This is a genomic window from Sphaerisporangium aureirubrum (genome assembly GCF_042658925.1).
Lineage (GTDB): Bacteria > Actinomycetota > Actinomycetes > Streptosporangiales > Streptosporangiaceae > Sphaerisporangium > Sphaerisporangium aureirubrum.
In genome coordinates, this window is sequence record NZ_JBHSRF010000185.1 from 1 (window position 1) to 1,396 (window position 1,396).

The 1,396-nt window shown below is 64.4% G+C and carries 1 protein-coding gene; it reads right to left on the reverse strand.

Annotated features, from left to right (window positions below; translation table 11 throughout):
- Positions 1 to 26 precede the first annotated feature (26 nt).
- Entirely contained in the window at positions 27 to 1,274 is a 1,248-nt protein-coding gene (locus tag ACFP1K_RS41050; RefSeq protein ID WP_380764014.1) for an IS256 family transposase, read from the reverse strand.
- Positions 1,275 to 1,396: the final 122 nt, after the last annotated feature.

The window sequence follows — 1,396 nt, forward strand, 5'->3', positions numbered from 1 at the left end:
GGTGACGTCCCGTGGGGTGGTGTAAATCAAGTGATCGAATCGTCTGGTTGTGGGCGCGGGGTGAGTTCGGCGAGTGTGGTGGCAGAGGTGTTGGCGTGGAGTGCGGCCATGGAGCTTTCTGATAGGTAGCGGCGTTCGGTGACCTGCCATTCGTCGTGGAGTTCGGCCAGGATCGCGGTGGCCAGGCGTTGCAGGGCGGTCGGGTTGGGGAAGACCTGGACTACCTCGGCTCGGCGTTTGACCTCGCGGTTGAGCCGTTCCAGGGGATTGGTGGACCAGATTTTCTTCCAGTGCCCGATCGGGAAGATCGCAAAGGCGGTGATGTCGTCGGCGGCGGTGAGCAACATGTCTTTGACCTGGGGGAACTGGTGGCCGAGGGTGTCGGCGACGATGTGGAGTTGGGTGTGGACGGCTTCGGCGCTGGTCTGGGCGAAGATGGTGCGGATGGTGGCGGCGACCATCTCGCCGGAGCCTTTCGGGACGCGAGATAGAACATTTCGAACGAAATGGACTCGGCAGCGCTGCCAGGCCGCGTTGAGTAAGACGGTGCGGATCGCGCCGACCAGTCCGGTGTGGGCATCGGAGATGACCAGGCGTACTCCTGACAGGCCGCGGGCGCGTAGTGAGCGCAGGAACTCGATCCAGAATGCCTTGCCCTCACTGTCGCCGACGGCCAGGCCCAGCACCTCGCGGTGTCCCTGACTGGTGACGCCGGTGGCGATCACCACGGCCTGGGAGACGATCTGGTGGTTCACCCGTGCCTTGCAGTAGGTGGCGTCCAGGAACACATACGGGAACGTGGTGTGCTCCAGCGGCCGCTCGCGGAAGGCGGTGGTCTCGGCGTCCAGGCCGGCACAGATTCGCGAGACCTCCGATTTGGAGATGCCGGTATCGGCGCCCAGGGCTTTGACCAGGTCATCGACCGCGCGGGTGGACACTCCGTGCACGTAGGCCTCCATGATGACTGCGAATAGCGCGCGGTCGATGCGGCGGCGGCGTTCCAGCAGGCTGGGGAAGAACGAGCCAGACCGCAGTTTGGGGATCTGCAGGTCCAGATCACCGGCGGTGCTGGACAGCAGTCGTTCGCGGTGCCCGTTGCGGTGGGTGATGCGTTGCGGGGTGCGCTGGTGAGGGGCGGCGCCGATCACGGTGGTGGCTTCGGCTTCGATGAGTTCTTGCAGCATCCGCTGCAGTGCGTGGCGGACCATCTCCACGCTGTCAGCAGCGCGTAGTGACTCCAGCAGGTCGGTTAGGTCAGACTGGGACAGAGCCATCGTGGACGTGTCCTTCCAGGGGAGGATTGAGCCCTTCCCCTCGACCGTCACACGATGGCTCACTTTGTGCTAGCCGTCGATCGCTGATCGTCACCACTTACACCACTCGGCGGGACGTCACC

Coding starts and splice junctions, on each gene's coding strand:
- ACFP1K_RS41050 (WP_380764014.1), bottom strand. CDS start 1,274: ATGGCTCTGTCCCAGTCTGACCTAACCGACCTGCTGGAGTCACTACGC.